This is a genomic window from Novosphingobium lindaniclasticum LE124, assembly GCF_000445125.1.
In the GTDB taxonomy this organism is placed as follows: domain Bacteria; phylum Pseudomonadota; class Alphaproteobacteria; order Sphingomonadales; family Sphingomonadaceae; genus Novosphingobium; species Novosphingobium lindaniclasticum.
In genome coordinates, this window is sequence record NZ_ATHL01000056.1 from 17,772 (window position 1) to 38,150 (window position 20,379).

Genomic DNA, 20,379 nt, shown 5'->3' on the forward strand with positions numbered 1-20,379 from the left:
TTTAAGCGAGCATTCTTCCACCATCTCCTGCGGGGTGCGCATGAACCTGATGCCTCGTGATCAAGAACCCGGCCGGAAATCGGGTTCCGACAAAGTGCGGTCTATTTTCGAAGGTCCCGCCGGCGGTAGCGACGTGCAGGCCGACCGGCCGCTTCATCTTGCGCTCGTCGGCAATTTTGCGCCGCGCAAGTGCGGCATCGCCACTTTCACGACAGACATTCACGAAAAGCTGGCCGAATTTCATCCGGACATGGTCGTCGATGTCTATGCCCTGGACGATCCGGCCCAGAAGCTGGCCTATGGCGACATCGCCGGCACGATCGCGTGCAATGCGCCCGAAGACTACGCGCGGGCCGCGCGCCAGATCAACGAGGCCGGCGTCGATGCGGTCTGGGTCCAGCACGAATACGGCATCTTCGGCGGCAAGGACGGCGAGATGGTGCTCGACTTCGTCGACCGGCTGGCGGCACCGCTGGTGCTGACGCTGCACACGGTGCTGTCCGACCCTTCGGAGCGCCAGCGCGCGATCCTGCGCCATCTGATCTCCCGCGCATCGCGGATCATGGTCATGTCGCACAATTCGCGCGACCTGCTGGAGCGCGAGTATGACGCGCCTGCCCGTATCCTCGAAGTGATCGAACACGGCGCGCCGGACCGGCCGTTCGGGCGCCAGGAAGAGTTCAAGGAGCAGCTCGGCCTGGATGGCCGCAAGGTGCTCATGACTTTCGGGCTGCTCAGCCGCGGCAAGGGGCTGGAGAACGCGATCCGCGCGCTTCCCGCCGTCGTCGAACGCCATCCCGAAGTGATCTACCGGATCGTCGGCGCCACGCACCCCAACCTCGTCGCGCACGAAGGGGAGGCCTACCGCGAGGAACTGCAGGCTCTGGCGCAGGAACTCGGCGTCTCGGCGCATATCTCCTGGGACAACCGCTTCCTCGAAACGGGCGAACTGCTCGACCAGCTGGAAGCCTGCGACATCTACCTGACGCCCTATCATGGCCTGCAGCAGTCGACCTCCGGTACGCTCAGCTATGCCGTCGCCTTGGGCAAGGCGGTCGTTTCGACCCCTTACGTCCATGCGCGCGAACTGCTGGCCGACGACATCGGCCGCCTGATCGAGCCGGAATCGAGCGAGGCGATCGCCGAAGCGGTCAATGCCCTGCTTGACTGCCCGGCGGATCTCTCCGCCATGCAGCGCCGCGCCTGGGCGCGCGGCAGGGAGATGATCTGGCCCCGCTTCGCCGATGCGAGCCGCCGCCTGGTGGCCCGTGCACGGGCGCCCGAGCCGGCGCTGCCGCCGATCACCGCAACGCCGGGGCTGGCCGCCGTGCTCGCCATGAGCGATGCCACGGGCATGCTCCAGCATTCCGTCGGCGTCGTGCCCGACCGGCGTCATGGCTATTGCCTGGACGACAATGCCCGCGCGCTCATGCTGATGAACGTGGCGCGCGGTCTGCCCGTGGCCGAGCGGATGAAATGGAGCCTGGTCTACGCGGCTTTCGTGCAGTCGGCATGGAACCCGGATCTTGCCCGCTTCCGCAACTTCATGCGCTTCGACCGCGACTGGTGCGAGGACGAAGGTTCGGAAGATTCCAACGGCCGCGCCATCTGGGCCCTGGGGCAGACCTGCGAGCGGGCGCCCGACCAGAGCCTTTCGGAATGGGCGCTGCAACTGTTCGAGGAGGCGCTGCCCAGGCTGTCCACGCTCGAATCGCCGCGCGCCCGCGCTTTCGCGATGCTCGGCGCCTGCGCGGTGCTGCGCCGCGATCCCCGCAACGCCGCCGCGCTCGATTGCGTACAGCAGGGCGGCGATTTCCTCATGCGCCTGCTCGGCCATGGCCGCCGTCCCGACTGGGCCTGGTTCGAGGCCGTGCTCGGCTACGACAATCCGCGCCTTCCGCAAGCCCTGATCGAGGCTGGGCTGGCCCTGGGGCAGGAAGCCTGGATCGGCGCCGGGCTGGAGACGCTGGAGTGGATCTGCGTGCAGCAGGTCTCGACCCGCGGACAGTTCCGGCCGATCGGTTCGGAGAGCTTCGGGAAGCCGCATAGCTATCTGCCCTTCGACCAGCAGCCGCTGGAAGCGCAGGCCGCCATCGAGGCTGCTTGCAGCGCCTGGACCGCCACCCGCGGCGCGTTCTGGGTCGAACATGCGCTTACCGCGTGGCGCTGGTTCTTCGGCGGCAACGATCGCGGCGTCGTGCTGGCCGATATTGCGACGGGCCGTTGCCGCGACGGGGTCACACCGAGGGGGGTAAACGCCAATTGCGGCGCGGAATCCATTCTCGCCTTCCAACTTTCGCACTATGCTCTGGCCGAGCTTGCCGTGTCGGCACCGCTCGGACGTGGAGGAGGACTGCTTGAATCGGCCCGAGAACGTCTGGTCTGAACCGCTTCACATCTTCGAGACTCGCCTCTACGCCGATCCGGCGCGAGTCGTGCTGCGCCCGTTCCACCTTGGCTGGCAGGGCAAGAATGCCGGCGGGCGCGCCTATCGCCTGGTCGAGGACGTGGCGGGGCTCAGCGACGAGCAAGTCGCTTCCGAATACGCGCGCGTCCTGCGCGACTTCAAGGAGCGCCACTGGCAGACCGAGAAGATCTTCGCCGAGCGCTTCGACGAAGTGGCGCGCAATCTCGAACTCGATGCCGCGCAGTTTTCGGAGACGCGCCAGCGCCTGATCGGTGCCTATTTCTGCCACGAATATACTTTCGCGGCGGCGGCGCTGATGAACCCCTCGATCGTGCCGGCGCCCGACCAGTCGGGCATGCAGGACGGCGCCGTGCGGTTCATCATGAGCCTGCGCGCCGTGGGCGAAGGCCATATCAGCTCGATCGCTTTTCGAGAGGGTATCGCGGAAGTGGACGGCACCTTCTGCCTCTGGCCGCAGGCGTCCTTCGCGACGTCGGTGGAACTGGACCAGGAAGAGCAGGCCGATTCCGACGAGACCGTTTCGGTCCATCGTCACGCGGAATCGAACCTGTCGAACACCGTGATCTTCCCCATCACCGAGCAGCAGCGCGGCGGATTGGAGGACTTGCGGCTCGTGCGCTTCGATCACGGCGGCGGCGATTTCGAATGGGTGGGGACTTATACCGCCTATTCGGGCAGTTCGATCCGTTCCGAACTGCTGCGCACGCGCGATTTCCGCAGCTTCGAACTGGAACCGATCCGCGGCCGCGCGGGCCGCAACAAGGGCATGGCGCTGTTCCCCGAGAAGATCGACGGCCGCTTCGCCATGGTCGGGCGGCAGGACGGCAAGAACCTGTTCCTGCTGCGCTCCGATTCGCTCGGCACCTGGGATGACGACGGCGTGCTGCTGATGGAGCCCAAATACCCTTGGGAATTCATCCAGATCGGCAATTGCGGCAGCCCGATCCCGACCGAGCACGGCTGGCTGCTGTTCACCCACGGCGTCGGCGCCATGCGCAAGTACGCGCTGGGCTGTGCGCTGCTGGACCTCAAGGATCCCTCCAAGGTGCTGGCCCGCACCGTGGAGCCGGTGCTCACCGCCGAGAACGCCGACCGCTCGGGCTATGTGCCGAACGTGGTCTATACTTGCGGGGCGCTGAAGGTGGGCGAGCGGCTGCTGCTCCCCTACGGCATCTCCGACAGCACCGTGGGCTTTGCGACCTGCGAGATCGAGAACCTGCTGAAGCTGATGCGTTAGCGCTCATCCAGCGGCCTGGCCGGCGCCCAGCCGCTGTCGGCCAATATAGCCTTGGGCGAATCGAGCTTCAGCAGAGCGGTCAGCGCGGCGGCTTTGTCTGGGGCTTTCCGATAGTAGGCAAGTGCTATGCGATAGCCTTGCCAATAGCCCAGATCACCCGGATTAGCCGGCGTCCCGGCGCCGTTGTAGAGCCAGCCGGAAAGATCGGAACTCTCGGCCTGGGCCAGAAAGCGCTCGTCTATTTCTGCTTGCTTGCCGAGAGTCCATTTGCGCAGATGGGCATTGGTAATATCTCCGGAAATGAGTTCCGCGATCAGTTCCGCAACGCCTTCGATCAGCGACTGGCGCAGGACCGTGGTTGGAACTGTCTCGTCGTCGAGGGTGGCGGGTTGCTGAACATGGCCATATTCATGCGCGACAAGATGCAGCAGTCGATCGGAGAGATCCGCTTGCAACCAATTCGACCGGCAGGTGACTTCAAGGCCGATGAGCACGCCTGACGCGGCGGTCGTGCCGCCGCTGTTATCGCGCCCTATCAAAATCGTCGCGGGCGGAAAGCGCGCTTCCGGTAGCAGTTTCGCCAGTTCAGCGAAGGCGGCTTGCAGCCGCGCCTTCACTTTCGGCAGCACCTTGAGGCAGGCTCTAGCCCGCTCATAGACCTCGGGATGGGCGGCGACCTGGGCTGCCAGTGCCTGGCCGGATAGGATACGGTGCGGCAAGAACTGCCGCACCCCTTCGCTACCGTGCTCGATATAGTCGCGCTGGAGGGTTTCGGCCGAAGGCTTACCCTTGGCCGCGTCGTAGATCGCGTAGAATCGGTCGACGTCTTCGATCCGGACTTCAACGGGAACTTCAGGCTGCGCGGCGGCCGCCAGGACAGGAGGACTTAGCCCCAGGCCCAGCGCGGCTGCCGCCGCAACAGCCCTACCCATGCGCCCCGAACTCGTTGGCCAGCGCGGTGGTGATGCGCAGGGAGAGGCCGTAGGAGCGGGCGATCGGGTCTATGTATTCGCGGTGGATGCGGGTGTAGCCGGTCGCGCTCGAATCCGGGTAGTCGCTGGGGCAGTCCACCTTGAAATCGTCGATCGAGGGGAAGCTGGTCGGGAAGGCGCGGCGAAGCTGGGCGAGGCCGTCTTCGACGCGCAGGGTGAAGAACATCTCCAGCACGTCGTCGCGGCTGATGTCGTTGGCGCGGCTGAACTGCGGCACCATGACGGCGCGCAGGAACATGTGCTTGAACAGCGCGATGCGCAGGGATTGCAGCACGCCGAGGCTGCGGCGGGTGTGCTCGCGATCGGGCAGCGGCTCTTCGTCGGGCAGCAGGTCGAGCAGGAAGTGCAGCTTCATCGCATCGACCCGCAGGCGCGAGGCGAGGCGGCGGAACACGCCGGTGCGGTCGTCCTTGGTGAGGTATTCGGCCAGCTTCAGGCAGGCCTCGGCGATGTACTGCTCGTCGCCGCGATAGGGGCGGCTGGCCCAATAGGCCGAGTTGAACAGCTCGCCGTAAGCCGCCACCGTCTTGATCGAGGCGAGGGCATTGGCGGCGCGGGCCAGGCGGAGCAATTGCTGCCCGCGCTCGCTCTCGCGCAGGAGCACGGCGATCTCCTCGCGGTTGCCGTCGGAGGCGGTGCCGATCCCGGCGATCACGTTGACCGGATAGCCGAGCTGCTGGAGAATGGCGTTATGCGGGATCGCGCGGATCTGGCGCAGGCTCATCGAGCGGTCGGCGGCGAGATCGGACTGGCGGCGCGATTTGCGGCTGCCGGTGTCGTTGAGCAGGCCCAGGCCGAAGGCGGTGATCGCCCGGCTGTAGGTGGCCGATTCCAGATGTTCGTGCTGGACGCCGCGGATCGCGCGATAGAAGTCGAGGCTGAGGTCGGTGCGGCGATAGAACAGGTCGGTCGGCGCATCGGTGTCGGCGCCCCAGAGCGGCATTTCGGCCATGCGGGTGAGCGTGGCCAGCGCCAGTTCGTCGGACCCGAACCAGAGATAGCCGTCGCCCCCCTGGAACGAGACTTCGGGCTCCAGCCGGATGCCCGCGCGCAGGAAGCGGCGGCGGGCCCAGGGCGACATCGGCCACTGGAAGCGGTCCTCGATGCTGGAAGGATGGGCGCCGCGACCCATCGATTCGCCGTGGGTGTTGAAGATCAGCGCCGAGACATCGGTAAGGCCATTGGCGACCATCGCTTCGGAGAGGCGGCCCTGAAGGCGCTCGATGGCGAGCGCGGCGGGCACCTGGCCGACGAACCGGCCTGCATCCGAGAAGCCGGTCTGAATCGAGATCCGGCCGCGCTTGCGGGCGTAGTCGCGATAGGCGGGCTCTGCCAGCACGGCATCGACGAAGCGGCCGCCGTGTTCCAGCGCGGATTCGGTCTCGAACAGCGGCGAGACGTCCACCTTGTCGTCGATGCCGAACATCCGCGCGAAGTAGAGCGCGGCGAGGATCGTCGCCGGTTCCTCGCACTCGGCCACGAGCATGCGGATCGGCGCATCGGCGTCGATATGGGCGAGGATCTGCGCCATCGCCAGGAACTGGCGCACGGCGGTGGAATTCTCGATGGCGAGCGCGGCGAAGTTCGACCTGAGCGGCACGACTTCGGCCAGCAGTTCGCGCATCCGCACGAGCGCGGCCTGGCTGGCGAGGCTGAGCTTGCCTTCGGGGTCGATGCGCAGGCGGATCGCGTTCTGAAGCTGCGAGGCGTTCACGCGGAAGTGGATCCAGCCCATGCCGAGGCCATCGGCGCGCATGGCGGCGGCAGTGACCAGCAGGGTGCGCGCGATCTCCTGGTCGGCGTGGCGGGCCTCGTTCTCCAGCTCGGCGACCACACCTTCCAGGCTGACGATCCGGTCGGGATGGTCGGCGGTGAGGGCATTGGCGGCGTTGGACAGGGCCTCGGGCGCGGAAAGGTCGGCGGCGAAGCGGGCCACCATGTCCTCGGTCAGCTTGCGAGCGCGCTCCAGCTTGTCGGCGATTTCCGGCGCGGCCTGGGCGAGGCTGGCGGCATAGCTGCCAAGGCGGAGCGCCTTTTCCTGAAGGCGATAGCGGATCGAGGTGGACCAGCCGATGTCGGTGCGGCCGTCCATGTCGTAGCCGACCCAGGAGGCGAAGCGCACCGGCATCGGGTTGAGGCCGCGCCAGCGCTTGGGCCAGCGGGTGGCGGCGATGTCGAACAGGCGGGCATTGATGCGGTCGCGGGCCTTCTGGCCGCGCGCGATCGCTTCCATCGCCTTGTCGTGCTCGTAGTCGAGGGTGATCTGGTCGCGCTCGGGCGAGGCGACGCAGACCGAGGCCACGCTGTGGTCGCCGCTCGATACCGAAGCGGTGACTGCTTCGCTCTGGGCGGTGGACAGCAGGAAAGTGGGATGCGCGGTGAAGACGACATGGGCGGCGGGGCGCTGCCAGCGCACCGCGAAGGCCGAAAAGTCGTCGTCATTCTCACCGCTCTCGCCCGCGACGGCGTCGATGCGGGCGTCATTGTCGGACAGGCCCACCGGTGCGAGCAGGCGGTCGAGCCGGGCAGCGCGGGCGCGAAGGCCCTCGCACTCCATCTCGGCGACGAGAGCCTCGATGTGATCGAGGCTCATTTCGCCGGTTTCCAGCTTGCGCGACAGTTCGTGGCCGAGCTGGAACACCGGGTTGTAGGTCGGCGTCTGTGCGGTCAGGACGTGGAGTTCCTGGAGCCGGCGGTCGAGATCCTCGACCGTGGTCAGGGAGCCCGCGCCCTGGTGCGCCGCGCCCCCGTTCACCGCTGGAGTCCTGCTGCTTCGCGGGCGGCCGCTTCGATCAGGGCAACGTCCGGCTTGCCCTTGGGCACCATCCAGCTGCCGCCGACGCAGAGAACCGCGTCAAGCGCCAGCCATTCCGGGGCGTTCTGCGGGGTGACGCCGCCGGTCGGGCAGAACTTGGCCTTGTAGAGCGGCGCCGAGATCGCCTTCAGCGCCGGAGGTCCGCCCGCTGCCATGGCGGGGAAGAACTTCAGCCGGTCGAACCCGCATTCCAGTGCGAACATCACGTCGCTGGCGTTGGCGGTGCCGGGCAGGAAGGGGATCTGCGACTTGTACGCGGCTTCGGCCAGCATGGGCGTGAGGCCGGGCGAGACGATGAATTCGGCGCCCGCGTCGATGGAGCGCTTGAGATCGTCGGGCGAAAGCACGGTGCCCGCGCCGACCACGGCGCCGGGAACCTGCTTCATCACCTTGATCGCCTCGATCGCGCATTCGGTGCGCAAAGTCACCTCAAGCGCGGGCAACCCGCCGGCGACGAGGGCTTCGGCGATCGGCAGGGCGTGCTCGATATCCTCGATCACCAGCACCGGGATCACCGGGGCGAGACGCATGACCTTTTCGACGGCTGCGGACGGGCTGCTCATTGGACGTGCTCCCTGACATAGGCGGCAGCCGCGCCGTAGAGGCCGGGCTGCGGATGGGTGATGAGCTTGACGGGGATCTGCGCCATCAGCGAGGCGAAGCGCCCCTTGGCGCGGAAACGCTCCGAAAAGCCCGAGGACAGGATGGTCTCGCGGATCCGGTAGCCGAGGCCCCCGGCGATGACGACGCCGCCCGCGCCATGCGCCAGCGCATAGTCGCCCGCGGCGCTGCCGAGCGAGAGGCAAAAACGGTCCACGGCGGCGGCGGCGAGCGGGTCGGACTGGTCCGTGCCCGCCGTCCAGATCTCCACGTCTGACAGCTCGTGCACTGCGCGGTTCTGCATGGCGGCTAGCGTGTGGTAGATGTCGACGATGGCCGGGCCGGAGACGACGCGCTCCACCGAGACGCGGTTGTGCCGCTTGCGCAGGCGGGCGAGCACGGCATCCTCGATCAGGTCGAGCGGGGCGTAGTCTATGTGACCGCCCTCGGTCGCCTGGACATGGTAGAAGCCGCCCTGGCCGTGGGGCAGGCCATTGCGCCACAAGTGGGCAACGCCAAGGCCGGTGCCGGGGCCCAGCACGCTGAGCGTGCCCGAGGCGGGCAGCGGACCTTCCGGCCCGGCAAGATGCAGGAACTGGTCCTCGCCCGCCAGCGCCACGGCATAGGCGACCGCCGCGAAGTCGTTGACGACCGTATAGCGGTCGACGCCCAGCTTCTCGCGGATCAGCGCGGGGCGGATGATCCACGGGTTGTTGGTGAAGCGGATCACGTCGCCGCCGACCGGGCCGGCGATGGCGATCGAGACGGCGGGCGGCAAGGAGCCGCCCATGCGTTCGCGGAAGGCCTGCCAGGCCAGCTGGAAGCTGCCGTGTTCGCTGGTGTGCAGGGTGACGGGCTCGCCGAGGGTGATCTGTCCCCGGTCATCGACCGAGGCTATGGCGAAGCGGGCATGGGTTCCGCCGATGTCCACGGCAACGAGTTCGGTACGCGCGGAATCGCTCACAGGCCGGCCACCTCCAGCATCGAGGAGCCGCCCTGTTCGGCGCCGCCCGCATTGGCCCGGAACATCGCGAAGAGTTCGCGGCCCATCCCCTCTGCGGGAGCGGGCAGCGGGGCGGCGGTGCGGCCCGAAAGGTCCGCCGTGGTGGAAAGCGTGCCGTCTTCGGCCGAGAGACGCACCACGTCGCCGTCCTGGAGATAGGCGATCGGGCCATCGGCCAGCGCTTCCGGGGTGACGTGGATGGCGGCGGGAACCTTGCCCGAGGCGCCGGACATGCGTCCGTCGGTGACGAGCGCCACCTTGAAGCCCCGGTCCTGAAGCACGCCCAGCGGCGGGGTGAGCTTGTGGAGTTCGGGCATGCCGTTGGCGCGCGGGCCCTGGTGGCGCACGACCACCACGACGTCGCGGTCCAGTTCACCGTTCTTGAAGGCGTTGATGACGCCTTCCTGCGTCTCGAACACGCGGCAGGGTGCCTCGATGGTCCAGCGCTCCTGATCGACGGCGCTGGTCTTGAACGTGGCGCGGCCGAGGTTGCCCGAGACGAGGCGCATGCCGCCGTCGGGCAGGAAAGGCTTCGCCACCGTGCTCAGCATGGCCTCGTCGCCGCTGACCGTGGGCGCGGGCTTCCACGTGAGTTCACCCTCTTCCAGCGTCGGCTCGGAGGCATAGCTGCGCATCCCGCCTTCGGAGATGGTGAGGATATCCTCGTGCGCCAGCCCGGCATCCAGCAGTTCGCGCACGATCCAGCCCATGCCGCCGGCGGCGTGGAAGTGGTTCACGTCGCCCGAGCCGTTGGGATAGACGCGGGTGATCAGCGGCACCGCGCCGGAGAGCTCGTCGAAGTCCTGCCAGTCGATCTGGATACCGGCGCAGCGGGCCATGGCGGGCAGGTGAATGGCATGGTTGGTGGAGCCGCCGGTGGCGAGCAGGCCGACGATGGCGTTGACGATCGCCTTCTCGTCCACGACGCGCGCCATCGGGCGATAGTCGTCGCCCTTGCGCGTCAGTTCGGCGGCGCGGTGCACGGCGGCGCGGGTCAGCGCCTGGCGCAGCGGGGTGTTCGGCGGCACGAAGGCGGCGGCCGGGATGTGCAGGCCCATCATCTCCATCATCATCTGGTTGGAGTTGGCAGTGCCGTAGAAAGTGCAGGTGCCCGGCGCGTGATAGCTGGCGCTCTCGCTGGCCAGCAGTTCCTCGCGGCCGACCTTGCCCTCGGCATAGAGCTGGCGGACCTTCTGCTTCTCCTTGTTGGAGATGCCGCTGGGCATCGGACCGGCCGGAACGAACACGGCGGGAAGGTGCCCGAAGCGCAGCGCGCCCATGACCAGGCCGGGCACGATCTTGTCGCAGATGCCCAGCAGGGTCATGCCGTCATACATCGCGTGGCTGAGCGCCACGGCGGTGGAAAGGGCGATGGTGTCGCGGCTGAACAGCGAGAGTTCCATGCCGTCGAAGCCTTGGGTCACGCCGTCGCACATGGCCGGTACGCCGCCCGCGACTTGCGCCGTGGCGCCCACTTCGCGGGCGAAGAGCTTCATCTGCTCGGGATAGCGGCCATAGGGCTGATGGGCCGAGAGCATGTCGTTGTAGGCGGTGACGATGCCGATGTTGATCGCCTTGCCTGCCGAGATCGCCGGCTTGTCCTCGCCGCTGGCGGCAAAGCCGTGCGCGAGGTTGGAGCACGACAGGAACGAGCGGTCGGAATGACGGTCGGCCTCGCGCTCGACCATGGCGAGGTAACGCTGGCGGCTGGGCTTCGACCGTTCGATGATGCGATCGGTGACGCGGGCGACCACCGGGCTGAGATTGCTCATGGGGTTACTCCTGCACTTTCCGTCTGTTTTTTTGTCTCAGCCTCCAGAAGCCGCCGCAACAGGATCTCCCGTGCGGGGCTTGAAGGCCCTTGGGTAACCGGTGTCAAGAAGCATCTTCCACCGGTTCGCGGGGAATTTCTACGCGCCCGGACATGAGGGGCCGTTCACGCACCCGGTCATATAGGGTGCATGTCGGGTTCATGCCGCTGGGCCGGTCCTGTTATTCACGCCCGATTACTCGTGCCAGGTGACGCCGTCGCGCTCGGCGAGGGCGATGGCGGCGGAGGGGCCCCAGCTTCCGGCGGTATAGGTCCGGGGCTCCTGAGCCTGGCCTTCCCACTCGGCACGAATGGCGTCGATCCATTCCCACTGCGCTTCCACCTCGTCGCGGCGGACGAACAGCGTCTGCTCGCCCTCGATCAGATCCAGCAGCAGGCGTTCGTAGGCGATGCGGCGCTGCGGCCCGGCGAAAGCGTCGGGCATTGCGATGTCGAGCGGGATCGAGCGCAGGCCGAAGCCGTTGCGGTCCAGCCCAGGCACTTTGGCCATGAGCGAGAGCGTGATGTTCTCGCTGGGCTGGATGCCGATGACCAGGCGGTTGGGGACCGTGCGGGCGCCGCGACCGTGGAATATCGAGTGCGGCACGTCGCGAAACTGGACGACGATCTCGGTCGTGCGCTTGGGCAGGCGCTTGCCGGTGCGCAAGTAGAAGGGCACGCCCTGCCAGCGCCAGTTGTCGATATGCGCCTTGATGGCGACGAACGTCTCGGTATTGGAATCCCTGCCCAGTTCGTCGTCATAGCCCGGCACGGCCTGGCCGCCGATGGCCCCGGCGCGGTACTGGCCGGTCACCGTCTCGTTTGTCGACACCTTGCGCAGCGAGCGAAGGATCTTGACCTTCTCGTCGCGGACGCTGGTAGCGTCGTAGCTGACCGGCGGCTCCATCGCGACGAGCGCGAGCAGCTGGAGCATGTGGTTCTGCACCATGTCGCGCAGCGCGCCGGAATCGTCATAGTAGGCCACGCGCGATTCCAGGCCGACTGTCTCGGCCACGGTGATCTGCACATGATCGATATGCGCGGCGTTCCACAGCGGCTCGAACATCAGGTTGGCGAAGCGCAGCGCCAAGAGGTTCTGGACCGTTTCCTTGCCCAGGTAATGATCGATGCGGAAGATGCGGTCTTCGGGGAAGGCGCGGGCGACGGCGTCGTTGATCACCTTGCTCGACGCAAGATCGACGCCCAGCGGCTTTTCCAGGCCGATCCGCACGTTGTCCCCGGCAAGGCCGCTCGCCTGGAGGCCGCGAATGGTGGGTTCGAACAGGCTGGGCGCGGTGGAGAGGAAGATCGAGAGCCCGTCCTTCGGCTCGCCCACTTTGGCGGCCAGGGCGTTGAAGCCTTCCATCTGGTTGGCGTCGAGCGTCTGGTAGGACAGGCGGTTGAGGAACCGCGCCATGCCGCCGCGCCGTTCTGCAGGCAGGAACTGTTCGAGCGATTCCCGCGCGAAATTGCGGAATTCCGCATCGTCGTGGTCGGAACGGGCAGTACCGACGATCTCGATCTTGGGATCGAGCAGGCCTTCGGCATCGAGCGCGCAGAGCGAAGGAAGAAGCATGCGGCGCGAAAGATCGCCGGTGGCACCGAACAGAAGCAGGCGGTCGGACGTGAATGGGGCCGAAATCGAATTGGTCACTGGGCGCAGTCCACCTTCTGGGGGGTTATCCCCTATGGGTCATTTTCCGCCGGAATCGACGGGCTCCTCCTCCTGTGCGTTCCCATCATGCGCCCCGCGAGGAATAGATGCCTCTTCGCGGTTGCAGCATGACACGAACTGCGTGCGCCGTGCTAGGCGAGAGCGCGCCAAACCTCAACCTCGTTTGCACGGATTGATCCCGGGCTCCGCCCCGCATACGTATTTAGAACCGTAGCGGAGGCGATTTTCCGCAAGTTCCTTGCGGCGGCGTCTTTGTCCTGACGCTCGGTACGGGCATGGGACAGGATCGGCATCCGTGCAAAAGCGGCTGCGGCGAAGGATAGAAGGCGAAAAGCATGGCCGGTGACGGCGTCCACCTCCTCGAACATCTCCAGACCCCGGCGATGATGGTCTCGCGCGGGCAAGTGCGCTTCGCCAACGGCGCGGCGCGGGGCCTGCTCGGCGCCCATATCGTCGGGCAGGACGTGCGCATCGCCATCCGCGAACCCCGCGCGGTCGCCGCGATCCTCAGCGACGAAGGCGGAATCGCCCGCGTCAGCGGCTTGTCCACCGGCGGCAGCGTCTGGGAAGTGGACTGCCGGGTGGTCTCGCCGATCGACCGGCTGGTCAGCCTCTACGACCTCTCGGAGCGGGTCAGCGTCGCCAAGTCGCACGCCGATTTCGTTGCCAATGCCAGCCACGAACTGCGCACGCCGCTGGCCAACGTGCTCGGCTATGTCGAGACGCTGCACAACCCCAAGGCCGGCGGCGACGAGAGCGTGCGCACCCGCTTCCTCGACACCATCCGCCACGAGGCGCAGCGCATGCAGGCCCTGATCTCCGACCTCATGTCGCTTTCGCGGATCGAGGCGGTGAAGCACGAAGTTCCCTCCGAGAAGGTGGAAATGGTGGCGCTGGCGCGGGAAGTCGCGGGCGAGACGCGCGGCGATGCGCAGATCTCGGTCGAATCGAATTGCCCTCAGGCGGTAGTGACCGGCGATCGCGGCCAACTGGCGCAAGTGCTGCGCAACCTCATCGACAATTCGCTGAAATACGGCAAGCAGGGTGGGCCGGTGGACGTCAGCCTGGAATCAACGCCGACCGGCTGGGTGCTGGTGACGGTACAGGACCACGGCGAAGGCATCGCGCCCGAGCACCTGCCGCGCGTGACCGAGCGCTTCTACCGCGCCGACACCAGTCGCAGCCGCATGGTCGGCGGCACCGGGCTGGGGCTTTCGATCGTCAAGCACATCGTCGAGCGCCATCGCGGCCGCTTCGATATCGACAGCCGGCCGGGGCAAGGCACCACCGCCTCGCTGATGCTGCCGCTGCGCAAGGACGAGGCGGCAGGATGAGCGGGCGGGGTGAGGCGGCGGGGTGAGCGGGCGGGGACCAGGGTCGGTCGCCACGCCCCCCCCCCCGAACTCAGAAGTCCAGTTCGAACCGCGTGCCCACGACTTGCGCATCGTAGTCGGTCTTGCCCGAAGGCAGGGCTTTGGCGCCGGTGTAGTCCATCAGCGCATAGTTCACGTTGAAGCGCAGGTTCTGGATCGGCTCCCAGACGAGCGCCGCGATGTAGCCGTTCTGGGTGCCGCCGCGAATGTCCTTGTCGTTGAGGTCCAGCCAGTCGTAGCGCAAGCTCAGGAGCAGCGAGCCGAGGCCGCCTTCGCCCAGGGGACGGGCCGGCTTCTCGACGCGGAAGATGCCTTCCTTGTAGCCGCGATGGTCGCCCTTGGTGAGGAACAGACCGGTCTCGGCATAGGCGCCCCGGAAGGTGACGGTGGAGGCGTCGACGCGGTTGGCGGTCAGCATGTGATACTCCGCCGCCGCATGCCAGCGGCCGCGAATGGCCGCGAACTCGAGGCCGTAGTGGTCTTCTTCGGAGACGTTCATCACCGGCGTGCCGATCAGGCGCGTATTGGTGGAATGGACGTAAGGGCGTTGGCGGTAGCGGGTTTCGCTGTCCGCCAGCCGGCCGAGACGGCGGTAATGCGCCGAGCCGCCGAAGTGAAGCTGAAGATCGCCTAGCTTGGGCGCGAAGACCAGGCGCCCGTCGAGGCCGTAGCTGTTGTTCTCGTCGCCGCCGTCCACGCCGTCGCCGTCGTTGGCGAGGGCGCCGATATCGTCGGTGAACACGCCCGCCTGCGCCAGCCAGGGGCCCTTGCCGTACTGGAAGGCGAGGCCGAGGCGGCGCTCGAAGTTGAAGGCGTCGGTGAAGGCGGCGCGCTCCATCACGCTGCCGCTCGTATCGCCGGTCAGTTCGTCGAGCGACTGGAACGAGTTCTGGTTGCCCAGCCGGATCTGCCAGGGACCGGTGTGATAGCCGACATAAGTGTCGACGAGATCGACCGCGTTGTCCGACAGTTCGAGCTCCAGCTTGTAGTCGAACCCGGCGCCCAGCGCCCCTTCCGCGCCAAGCCGGATACGGCGCGCCTCGTTGGAGAAGCCCAGGCCCTTGTCGTCCAGGCTCTTGGGGGCCTTGACGTAGTTGGCGTCGGCCTGGATGCGGCCCTTGACCTTGAACAGGCGGTCGCCCTGCGCGAACTGCGGGCTGCCTTTCCAGTCGATGGCGGTATCGTCCTTGCTCTTGCCGTCCTTGTTGCTGCCGTCCTTGTTCTTGGCGGGCTTTGCGGCGGCGGGAGCGGCCGGGGCTGCGGCAAGCGGCGGCGTTCCGGCTGGCGCGGGAGCTTCAGGCGCGGCGCCGGCGGCAGGCGCGGCGGCGTTCAGCCGGGCCTCCATCGCTTCCATCTGGGCTTTCATCGTACGGATCTGCGCGCGCAGCGCTTCGGCTTCTTCCGCCGAGATCGCCTGCGCTCTTGCGCTCGAGGCGGACAGGACGACGGCGAGGGCCGTCGCGCAGGCGAGAGTGAGACGCATATCGGGCATTCTCCTTGGCGCTGCACACAAGTGCCGGGCGCGACGAGGGCCGACTATTTCGGTTCAATGACAGTTTGATGACTGATGTGACTGCGAATATGACGAATATGACGATGCTCTTGGCGTGTTCAGCAGGCTTTTTCTATTCGTACCGGCACGGACGGACAGGGCCGAACGACGGCGATCGGCACGGTTTCTCAGCCACGTCTTCATCAAGGCCACGCGTAAGCCTTTCTCATTGCTCGGAACTTGGATCGGATGACGGCTCCGCTACTCCATCGAGTCGCGGAAGAGTGTCTCATCGGCCTCTATGGGAAACAATCCCGACACGCTTTATGGCACCGCGAAGATTACGCGGTATGCAGGTTTCTGTTCGCGACGGAATGAAGTCCGAATGTTGCTGGAAGGGCGGCGCGGACACGCGAGACCTGCGCGTGGGCCTTCGAGCCTGCCGTTGTTCGCCGCATCGGGCATAGATGCCCCGGCAGACAGTCGTCGACGGTCAGTTGCGGACACCTGACGAAAAAGGGCGCTCGCGGTTTCCACCCCCTGTCGCCGTCGGAATGGCGGCCGGAACGTCGCAAACGGCGGGCAGCACACTTGCTCCCAAACCGCGACTCGCATCGTCGTATAATTGTCATGTTCTTGCTCCGCGAACCCTCCGGACCTCATTTCGATCCAAGGAAAACGCACGGATTTGCGCGGTTTGGCGAGTTATGTCACTTTCCTGTCATAGAAGTGTCATTCTACCCCAATAGGGGCGTCGCAGAGAGAAACCCAAGGGGTTAAGACCATGCGTTCGACCAAGACCATCATCTTCGCTGCCGCTTCCGTCCTCGCTCTGAGCGCCTGCGGCGGCTCGGGCGGTTCGGGCGCGGGTTCGCGCGATTTCGTGCGGGCCGTCGGCTCCTCCACCGTCTATCCCTTCGCCACTGCCGTGGCCGAGCAGACGGCCAAGGCGGGCGGCAAGTCGCCGGTGATCGAGTCGACCGGCACGGGTGCGGGCATGAAGCTGTTCTGCGCCGGCGTCGGCGCGCAGCATCCCGATATCGAGAACGCCTCGCGCCGGATCAAGAAGTCCGAGTTCGAGGAATGCCAGAAGAACGGCGTGACCGAGATCGTCGAGATCCAGGTCGGCATCGACGGCATCGCCTTCGCCGAGGGCAAGAACGGCCCCAACATGAAGCTGACCCCGGTGGACATCTACAAGGCGCTGGCCGCCAATCCCTTCGGCAAGCCGAACACCGCCAAGACCTGGAAGGACGTGAACCCGTCGCTCCCGGCCGAACCGATCCTGGTCTACGGCCCGCCCTCCACCTCCGGCACGCGCGACGCGCTCAAGGAACTGATCCTCGAAGCGGGCTGCAAGACCGACGCTGCCACCAAGGCCCTCAAGGACAGCGACAAGGACAAGTACGAGGCGACCTGCCACGACATCCGCGAGGACGGTCCCTATGTGGACGCCGGCGAGAATGACAACCTGATCGTGCAGAAGATCTCGCAGAACCCGAAGGCCATCGGCATCTTCGGCTTCTCGTTCCTGGAATCGAACATGGGCACGATCAAGGGCATCCCGATGTCCGGCATCGAGCCGACTTATGCCTCGATCTCGGATTTTTCGTACCCCGGCGCCCGTCCGCTCTACATCTACGTGAAGAAGCAGCACCTCGCCCCGATCAAGGGTCTCCAGGCCTATGTCGCCGAATGGGCCAAGTCGTGGGGCCCGGATGGCGCACTGAAGGCCAAGGGCATGGTGATCTCGCCCGAGGACGTTCGCGCCAAGAGCGCCGACATCGTCGCCAAGATGACCCCGCTCGATCCCGCGGTTCTGAAGTAAGCCCTTTCGGGGGCAGGGACGCAAAGGGCGGCCATTCATGATTCTCACCGGAGTTCTTCTGGCCGTTCTCGGCCTCGGTCTCGTCGGCTGGTTCGCCGCACGGGGCCGGGCCCGGCTGCTCCATACCGGCCGCGGCTCGATCCATTCGATGCCGGGCTACCACGCCTGGCACGTCGCGCTGTGGATCGTCTTTCCGGCGCTGATCGCCTGGGGGGCATGGCAGGCGATCATGCCGGGCCTCGTCGACGGGGCGGTCATGGCCGACCCCGTAGCGGCGCAGCTTCCTGCTGACGCCATGAGCCGCGCGGCGATCCTCTCCGAAGCCAAGTCCATCGCCGACAATCCCGATGCGGTCGCCTTCAACCCGCTGGCGAACACGCTGGCCGGGCCGGTGCGTGACGCCCATGGCCGCTTCGGCCTGATCGGCGCGCTGCTGGTGGCGATCGTGGCCGTCGCGGGCGGGGGCTGGGCCTTCACCCGCATCCGCGCGAACTTCCCGGCGCGCACCCGCGTCGAACGCGGCGTGCTGGGACTGCTGCTGGTCGCCTCGCTCATGGCGATCCTGACCACTTTCGGCATCGTCGCTTCGCTGGTGTTCGAAGCGGGCATGTTCTTCAAGGACGTCTCGCCGATCGACTTCCTCACCGGCCTGCACTGGTCGCCGGGCTCCGCGCGAGGCGACAACCTGGGCGACAGCTTCGGCGCGGTGCCACTGTTCTGGGGCACGATCTACATCGGCGCGATCATCGCCATGATCGTGGCGATCCCGCTCGGCCTGATGAGCGCGATCTACCTGACGCAATATGCCACGCCGACGATCCGCAAGTGGCTGAAACCCATGCTGGAAATCCTCGCGGGCATTCCCACGGTGGTCTACGGCTACTTCGCCGCGCTGACCGTGGCGCCGATCTTCCGCGACTTCGCGGCCTCGCTCGGCATGGCCAACCCCTCGACCGAAAGCGCGCTGGCCGCCGGTGTGGTGATGGGCGTGATGATCATTCCCTTCGTCTCCTCGATGGCCGACGACGCGCTCGCCGCCGTCCCCCGCGCGATGAGCGACGGCTCGCTGGCGCTCGGCGCCACCAAGTCGGAAACGATCAAGAAAGTGCTGCTCCCCGCCGCGCTTCCGGGCATCGTCGCGGGCGTGATGCTGGCGATCAGCCGCGCCATCGGCGAGACCATGATCGTGGTCATGGCCGCCGGTGCCGCCGCCAACCTTTCCGCGAACCCCTTCGCCTCGATGACCACCGTCACCTACCAGATTGTCCAGATGCTGACCGGCGACCAGGAGTTCAACAGCCCCAAGACGCTCTCCGCCTTCGCGCTGGGCCTGGTGCTCTTCATCGTCACCCTCATCCTCAACATCATCGCCCTTCGCGTGGTGAAGCGCTTCCGGGAAGCTTATGAGTAACGCATCTCTCAGTGCCGCGCGCGATGGTAATGCCCCCTTGGGCAACGCACGCTGGCAAACGCCGGAGGCCCTGCGCCGGATTTCCCGCCGCAACGCCGCCGAACGCCGCTTCAAGCTGATCGGCCTCGGCGCGATCGTCCTCAGCCTCGCCTTCCTGGCGCTGCTGCTGGTGATCATGCTGAAGAACGGCCTGGGCGGTTTGGACTGGAGCTTTCTGTCCGGCTCGGATTCCACCGATCCCGATATCGCGGGCGTCTGGGGCGCGGCCAAGGGCTCGCTGCTGACGATGGCCGTCACCCTGCTGCTCTCGTTCCCGATGGGCGTGCTGGCGGCGATCTACCTCGAGGAATTCGCTCCGCGCAGCCGCTGGATCGAATGGGTCGAGGTCTCGATCAACAACCTTGCCGCGGTGCCCTCGATCATCTTCGGCCTGCTCGGCCTGGCGGTGTTCATCAATACCCTGGGCATGCCGCGCTCCTCGCCGCTGGTCGGCGGGCTGACGCTGGCGCTGATGACGATGCCGGTCATCGTCATCTCCGGCCGCAACGCGATCAAGGCGGTCCCCCCCTCGATCCGCGATGCGGCCCTCGCGATCGGCGCCAGCAAGATGCAGACCGTGTTCCACCACGTCCTGCCGCTCGCGCTGCCGGGCATTCTCACCGGCACCATCATCGGCATGGCCCGCGCCCTCGGTGAAACCGCGCCGCTGCTGATGATCGGCATGCGCGCCTTCGTCGTCACTCCGCCGGGCGGGATCACCGACCCTTCCAGCGTGCTGCCGATGCAGATCTTCCTGTGGTCCGACGAAATCGATACGGGCTTCGTCCAGAACACCTCCGCCGCCATCATCGTTCTGCTGGTCTTCCTGTTGGCGATGAACGGCCTTGCAATCTACCTTCGAAACAAGTTCGAAGTGCGCTGGTAGAGATATGACAAACTCCAAACTCACGGCTCGTAACGTCGACGTGTTCTACGGCCAGAAGAAGGCCATCAACAACGTCTCGATCGAGATCGACAACGGCATCGTCACTGCTTTCATCGGCCCTTCGGGTTGCGGCAAGTCCACGTTCCTGCGCTCGCTGAACCGCATGAACGACACCATCGCCGACGCCCGCGTCACCGGCGAGATCCTGCTCGACGGCGAGGATATCTACGCCGCCGCGATGGATCCGGTCGCCCTGCGCGCCCGGGTGGGCATGGTGTTCCAGAAGCCCAATCCGTTCCCCAAGTCGATCTACGAGAACATCGCCTACGGCCCGCGCATCCACGGGCTGGCGCCCGCGAAAGCGGACCTCGACGGGATCATCGAAAGCTCGCTGACCAAGGCGGGCCTGTGGGACGAAGTGAAGGATCGCCTGAACGAGCCCGGCACTGCCCTGTCGGGCGGCCAGCAGCAGCGCCTGTGCATCGCCCGCGCCATCGCCGTCAGCCCCGAAGTGATCCTGATGGACGAGCCGTGCTCCGCGCTCGACCCGATCGCCACCGCGCGAATCGAGGAACTGATCGACGAGCTGAAGGAAAGCTTCGCCATCGTCATCGTCACCCACTCGATGCAGCAGGCGGCCCGCGTCTCGCAGCGCACGGCGTTCTTCCACCTCGGCAACCTGGTGGAATACGGCGACACGAGCCAGATCTTCACCACGCCCCGCGAGGAGAAGACCAAGGACTACATTACCGGTCGCTACGGCTGACGGCGAAGACAGGGAACAGGACAA

14 protein-coding genes are annotated in these 20,379 nt (G+C 66.5%); 7 read left to right on the plus strand and 7 right to left on the minus strand.

All coding sequences use genetic code 11. The features are described from left to right. The first annotated feature begins 40 nt into the window (after positions 1-40). Both L284_RS32980 and L284_RS32985 read left to right on the plus strand, forming a co-directional pair. The gene (locus L284_RS32980; protein ID WP_021233583.1) at positions 41-2,386 is read left to right on the plus strand and encodes a glycosyltransferase; all 2,346 of its coding nucleotides are present in this window, start codon (positions 41-43) and stop codon (positions 2,384-2,386) included. Then, positions 2,358-3,665 (plus strand): glycoside hydrolase family 130 protein, encoded by a 1,308-nt coding sequence (locus tag L284_RS32985; protein ID WP_021233584.1) that lies wholly within the window; start codon positions 2,358-2,360, stop codon positions 3,663-3,665. The genes L284_RS32980 and L284_RS32985 overlap by 29 nt, the downstream gene beginning before the upstream one ends. Here L284_RS32985 and L284_RS32990 read toward each other — a convergent pair. The 6 genes from L284_RS32990 to zwf form a co-directional block, all read right to left on the minus strand. Further along, entirely contained in the window at positions 3,662-4,597 is a 936-nt protein-coding gene (locus tag L284_RS32990) for a DUF2268 domain-containing putative Zn-dependent protease (RefSeq protein WP_021233585.1), read from the minus strand. The two genes, L284_RS32985 and L284_RS32990, sit on opposite strands and share 4 nt — an antisense overlap. After that, on the minus strand, positions 4,590-7,412 hold the full coding sequence (locus L284_RS32995; RefSeq protein WP_021233586.1) for a phosphoenolpyruvate carboxylase: 2,823 nt from the start codon (positions 7,410-7,412) through the stop codon (positions 4,590-4,592). The genes L284_RS32990 and L284_RS32995 overlap by 8 nt, the downstream gene beginning before the upstream one ends. Continuing rightward, positions 7,409-8,035 (minus strand): bifunctional 4-hydroxy-2-oxoglutarate aldolase/2-dehydro-3-deoxy-phosphogluconate aldolase, encoded by a 627-nt coding sequence (gene eda / locus L284_RS33000; RefSeq protein ID WP_021233587.1) that lies wholly within the window; start codon positions 8,033-8,035, stop codon positions 7,409-7,411. The genes L284_RS32995 and eda overlap by 4 nt, the downstream gene beginning before the upstream one ends. Then, complete coding sequence (locus L284_RS33005) at positions 8,032-9,036, minus strand: glucokinase (RefSeq protein ID WP_021233588.1); 1,005 nt, start codon at positions 9,034-9,036, stop codon at positions 8,032-8,034. The genes eda and L284_RS33005 overlap by 4 nt, the downstream gene beginning before the upstream one ends. Beyond that, positions 9,033-10,847, minus strand: coding sequence for a phosphogluconate dehydratase (edd, locus tag L284_RS33010; protein ID WP_031341866.1), 1,815 nt, complete (start codon positions 10,845-10,847; stop codon positions 9,033-9,035). The genes L284_RS33005 and edd overlap by 4 nt, the downstream gene beginning before the upstream one ends. 234 nt (positions 10,848-11,081) lie before the next feature. Beyond that, positions 11,082-12,539: a glucose-6-phosphate dehydrogenase gene (gene zwf / locus L284_RS33015; protein ID WP_021233590.1), complete on the minus strand. Its 1,458-nt coding sequence runs from the start codon at positions 12,537-12,539 to the stop codon at positions 11,082-11,084. 356 nt (positions 12,540-12,895) lie between these two features. Here zwf and L284_RS33020 point away from each other — a divergent pair, with 356 nt between their 5' ends. Next, positions 12,896-13,894: a sensor histidine kinase gene (locus tag L284_RS33020; RefSeq protein WP_031341868.1), complete on the plus strand. Its 999-nt coding sequence runs from the start codon at positions 12,896-12,898 to the stop codon at positions 13,892-13,894. Between the two features lie 70 nt (positions 13,895-13,964). On the opposite strand, the gene L284_RS33025 is transcribed toward L284_RS33020, so the two are convergent. Next, positions 13,965-15,416: an OprO/OprP family phosphate-selective porin gene (locus L284_RS33025; protein WP_031341869.1), complete on the minus strand. Its 1,452-nt coding sequence runs from the start codon at positions 15,414-15,416 to the stop codon at positions 13,965-13,967. Between the two features lie 793 nt (positions 15,417-16,209). Between L284_RS33025 and L284_RS33030 the strand changes: the two genes are divergently transcribed. The 4 genes from L284_RS33030 to pstB are packed head-to-tail and all read left to right on the plus strand — an operon-like array spanning position 16,210 to position 20,355. Then, on the plus strand, positions 16,210-17,253 hold the full coding sequence (locus tag L284_RS33030) for a substrate-binding domain-containing protein (protein WP_021233594.1): 1,044 nt from the start codon (positions 16,210-16,212) through the stop codon (positions 17,251-17,253). A gap of 37 nt (positions 17,254-17,290) precedes the next feature. Beyond that, positions 17,291-18,664: a phosphate ABC transporter permease subunit PstC gene (gene pstC / locus L284_RS33035; RefSeq protein ID WP_021233595.1), complete on the plus strand. Its 1,374-nt coding sequence runs from the start codon at positions 17,291-17,293 to the stop codon at positions 18,662-18,664. After that, on the plus strand, positions 18,657-19,589 hold the full coding sequence (gene pstA / locus L284_RS33040) for a phosphate ABC transporter permease PstA (protein ID WP_052018363.1): 933 nt from the start codon (positions 18,657-18,659) through the stop codon (positions 19,587-19,589). The genes pstC and pstA overlap by 8 nt, the downstream gene beginning before the upstream one ends. 4 nt (positions 19,590-19,593) lie before the next feature. Beyond that, positions 19,594-20,355 (plus strand): phosphate ABC transporter ATP-binding protein PstB, encoded by a 762-nt coding sequence (gene pstB / locus L284_RS33045; RefSeq protein ID WP_021233597.1) that lies wholly within the window; start codon positions 19,594-19,596, stop codon positions 20,353-20,355. The last annotated feature ends 24 nt before the right edge of the window (positions 20,356-20,379 follow it).